This is a genomic window from Rhodococcus sp. EPR-147, from assembly GCF_001647185.1.
Taxonomy (GTDB): Bacteria; Actinomycetota; Actinomycetes; order Mycobacteriales; family Mycobacteriaceae; genus Rhodococcoides.
Genome location: NZ_LVCU01000283.1, coordinates 1 through 4424, shown reverse-complemented (window position 1 = coordinate 4424; position 4424 = coordinate 1). Strand labels below are relative to the sequence as shown.

At 66.1% G+C, this 4424-nt stretch carries 3 protein-coding genes; 2 read left to right on the top strand and 1 reads right to left on the bottom strand.

Features of this window, described 5'->3' with window-relative positions; translation table 11 throughout:
* A partial coding sequence (locus A2J02_RS13395; RefSeq protein ID WP_068050630.1) for an anti-sigma factor occupies positions 1–699 on the top strand: 699 nt, incomplete at its 5' end.
* 42 nt (positions 700–741) lie between these two features.
* Here the strand turns inward: A2J02_RS13395 and glsA are convergent.
* Positions 742–2568: a glutaminase A gene (gene glsA, locus A2J02_RS13390; RefSeq protein ID WP_068050629.1), complete on the bottom strand. Its 1827-nt coding sequence runs from the start codon at positions 2566–2568 to the stop codon at positions 742–744.
* A gap of 179 nt (positions 2569–2747) precedes the next feature.
* Between glsA and dxs the strand changes: the two genes are divergently transcribed.
* The coding region (dxs, locus tag A2J02_RS13385; RefSeq protein WP_068050631.1) for a 1-deoxy-D-xylulose-5-phosphate synthase at positions 2748–4424 on the top strand (1677 nt) is incomplete at its 3' end.

Sequence of the window (4424 nt, the reverse complement as noted above, 5' to 3'; positions counted from 1 at the left end):
ACCACCGAAGCCGAACGACGCGACATCGAGACCGAACGGCTGCGCGTCGACGAGACCGCACGCGCCCAGTTCGACGTCCTCGTGGGCGAGATCCACGAGACGCTGGCCTTGGCAGCGGCGGCCGACGCCGCTCCTGCACCCGAGCGCCTCCGGCAACGGGTGCTCGATCAGGTCGCCGTCAGCGATCAGGAGCCCACGGTCCACAAGCTGCCACCGAACGTCACGCCACTGCACCGGCATCGGCGGGAACGCTCGAAGGCCTGGCGGTACTCGATGGTCTCGGCTGCGGCCGCGGTGGTCGTCGCCGTCGGCGGCGTAGTGGTGGTCAGCCAGACCATGGGCAACGATGCGCAGCCGACTCAGGCGGATCAGATCGTGGCCGCGCCCGATTCACGACAGGTGACGGCGGAGTTCCCCGGTGGCGGCTCGGCGACCGTGGCGTACTCGCTGTCCCAGAACGCGGTAGTCGTCGATCTCGACGGAGTCCCGCAGCCACCACCCGGCCGCGTCTACCAAATGTGGTTCGTGGACGGTTCACCTCGCTCTGCCGGCGTGGTGACCGAGGATCAGCTCACCTCCGAGGACGGCACGGTGGTCGACGGTCTCGGGTCGTCGACGAACTTCGCGTTCTCGCTCGAACCCGCGGGCGGGTCTGCGCAGCCCACCGAGGTGCTCACGATGCTGACGCTGGGTGCCTGAGAACAGCACACGCACAGTCGCCTCGGGCGGTTCGACGTTCGGTCAGAGGCCGATGTCGAACCGCCCGAGCGTTCTGATCACCGCTGCCATCTGGCCGTAGGCTCCGGTGGCGAGATTTTCCAGCAGCGCCAACTTGACCTCCGGTGCGTCGCGTGTGAGAGCCCGGAAGTGCGCCGCCGACACCACCACGAGATCGACCGGTGTGTCGGCGACCATGTCGAGCAGGAACGGTACCGACATCAGCAGAGGCATCTCACCGAAGCTCATCCCGGGGGAGAGTGTGGTGATGCGGTGCTTGCCACCGTCGGCGGCGACGGCCGTGGACGTCACCTCACCACGCAGCATCAGGAACAGGCCCACAGCCGCATCTCCCTGGCGAACGATCACATCTCCGCGCGCGTAGTGCCGCTTCTCCAGATACGGAGTCACCGCGTCGAACTGCGCGGCGGACAGCCCGGCCAGCAACGGATGCTCGGCCGTGGTGACCACGGTCGGTTGTCGCACACCCGCGCAATGACGATCGAGCAATAGATTCTCGGCCCACTGGATGGCCGCACCCAGGCTCGAGTAGGTTCGGCCCGCGGGGTCCGCCGGGTCGAGACTCGACGTCGTGTGACCCATGATCGCCCTGGGATCCACCAGACCCACCACACAGCTGTGCTCCGCGAGATCCTGACGTAGATCCTCGAACATCGTCCGGGCGATGTCACTGACCTCGTCGACGCCGCGCACATCGATGACGAGGGCATCGAGTTCCCGATCGAGGTCGCCGATCTCACGGACGGCAGTCTCGGCACCGGAGAACAGTAGATCCCCGTGCAGTTCGTACACGCGGGCGCGATCGCCCACGGCAGCCAAGGTGGCCTGTTCCACGTCCGATCGCCGTTTGCGTGAGGGTGCCTCGGTGACCACGTATCGGCGCCGGATCGAGGATTTCGCCGCTCGGGTGACGTGCAGGAAGTGCAGTTCGAGTCGTGTCGAGAGTTCTCGGCAGGCGGCGACTCCACGCACGCTGTTCCCGTGCGAGTCGAGCCGCGGGGAGTAGACGGCGATGCCCATCTGCCCCGGAAGTACCGCCAGGATCCCGCCTCCCACCCCACTCTTGGCCGGCAGGCCGACCCTCGCGACCCAGTCGCCTGCGCCGTCGTACATCCCACACGTGGTCATGACCGACAGCACTCGTTCGACCAGTGCAGGTGCCAATGCGCGTTCACGCGTGCGTGGATTGACGCCGTTGTTGGCCATCGTTGCCGCCATCATGGCGAGGTCCGCGGCGGTGACGTCGATCGAGCACTGGCGGAAGTACAAATCGACAGCGGCGTCGGGATCGTGGTCGATGATGTCGAACGAACGGAGCATGTACCCGATTGCGCGGTTGCGATTGCCGGTGCGGGCCTCCGACCGGTAGACGGCGTCGTTGAACGTCAGAGACCGTCCCGCATACCGCGAGTACGAGGCTCGAATGCGCTCGAATCGATCCTCGGCACTTCGCCCGACGATCAGCGACGCCGACGTGATGGCACCTGCGTTGATCATCGGGTTGCGTGGTCGCTCGGTGACGGGGTCGAGACTGATCTCGTTGAACGGTTCACCGGACGGCTCGACGTCGATCTTGCGCGCCACGGCGTCCAGGCCCCGGTCGGCCAACGCCAACGCGTAGGTGAACGGCTTGGAGATCGATTGGATCGTGAAGGGGAGTCGAGTGTCGCCGACCTCGTAGACGTAACCGTCCGTGGTCGTCAGCGCGATACCGAACCCGTCCGGCGCGACGGCAGCGAGCTCGGGAATGTAGTCCGCCACCTGCCCGGACGTATCGTCGCGGCACAGTTCGTGAACTCGGCGCAGGATGGCATCGACCACGTTGCTCATAGGCCACACTGTATGTGTGATGTCCGTTTCGTCACTGCCCAGGTTAGGGGCGGCTGACCCAGGGCCTCTCCACGTTCGACGGTACTGTCGGCGTCACGATGCTGGGCGGAGCAGCAGTGCTCGATAACTCCGTAGACTGAAATTTCCATTGTGTTTTCCGGCCGGAGGGAGCGATCTCGTTGGGTGTCCTAGCTCGAATTCAGACGCCCGAGGACTTGCGCGACCTCGGCAGTGCGGAGCTGGCCGAACTGGCCCGCGAGATCCGTGCGTTCCTCGTCGAGAAGGTGTCCGCTACCGGCGGCCACCTCGGTCCCAATCTCGGCGTGGTGGAACTGACACTGGCGATTCATCGCATCTTCGACTCCCCGCGCGATCCCGTCATCTTCGACACCGGTCATCAGGCATACGTGCACAAGATGCTGACCGGGCGCACCGGTCTGTTCGACACGCTCCGTAAGCAGGGCGGCCTGTCGGGCTACCCGTCACGGGTCGAGAGCGAACACGACTGGGTCGAGTCCTCGCACGCGTCGGCCTCTCTCTCCTACGCCGACGGCCTGGCCAAAGCGTTTGCCCTGAAGGGCGAGACCGACCGCCACGTCGTCGCCGTGGTCGGCGACGGTGCCCTGACCGGCGGAATGTGTTGGGAGGCCCTCAACAACATCGCCGCAGGCCGCGACCGATCCCTGGTGATCGTCGTCAACGACAACGGTCGCTCCTATGCCCCGACCATCGGGGGCCTGGCCGATCATCTGGCGGCCCTGCGGCTCCAGCCCGGGTACGAGAAGGTGCTGGACAACGGTCGTCGTATCGTTCGTCGCATTCCGATCGTCGGGCCCACGGCCTACGCGATGTTGCACGGCATGAAGGCCGGGGTGAAGGACGCCATCAGCCCGCAGGTGATGTTCACCGATCTCGGTATCAAATACCTGGGGCCTGTCGACGGCCACGACCAGCACGCGATGGAATCGGCATTGCGCCGAGCCAAGGCATACGGCGGTCCGGTCATCGTCCACGCGGTGACGCGCAAAGGCATGGGCTACGTTCACGCCGAGAACGACGTCGCAGACCAGATGCACGCCACCGGGATCATCGATCCGTTGACCGGACTGGCGCGATCCAAGTCGGCACCGGACTGGACCTCGGTGTTCTCGGCGGCATTGATCGAGCAGGGTGAGCAGAACGAGGACGTCGTGGCGATCACCGCAGCGATGGCCGCGCCCACCGGTCTCGCCGCGTTCGGAGTGCGGTTCCCCGACCGATTGTTCGACGTCGGAATCGCCGAGCAGCACGCGATGACGTCGGCTGCCGGGCTGGCGCTGGGCGGCATGCATCCGGGGGTCGCGATCTACTCCACCTTCCTCAATCGAGCGTTCGACCAGCTGCTGATGGACGTGGCGCTGCTCGGACTGCCGGTCACCGTGGTGCTGGACCGCGCCGGTGTCACCGGGGCCGACGGTGCCAGCCACAACGGCATGTGGGACATGTCTCTGCTCGGCATCGTCCCCGGCATGAAGGTGGCGGCACCGCGCGATGCCGAGACTCTGCGAGAAGAGTTGGCCGAGGCGATCGCCACGTCCGACGGACCCACTGCCCTGCGCTTTCCGAAGGGCGCAGTGACCGAGACCGTACCGGCAGTACGCAGACTGGACGGAATCGTCGACGTACTGAGCGAGCCGTCGGGTGCCACGGGCGATGTGCTGATCGTGGCCGTCGGAGTGTTCGGTCCGCTGGCCGTGCACGCCGCGGAGAAACTCCGACAGGACGGCATCTCGGCGGCCGTCGTCGACCCCAGATGGGTGCTGCCCATCCCGCAGGCGCTGCTGAAATTGGCGGAGGACTACCGGATGGTGGTCACC

What these genes read in the sequence shown, in the direction of transcription:
- glsA (WP_068050629.1), bottom strand. Translation starts at nt 2,568, where the DNA reads ATGAGCAACGTGGTCGATGCCATCCTGCGCCGAGTTCACGAACTGTGC.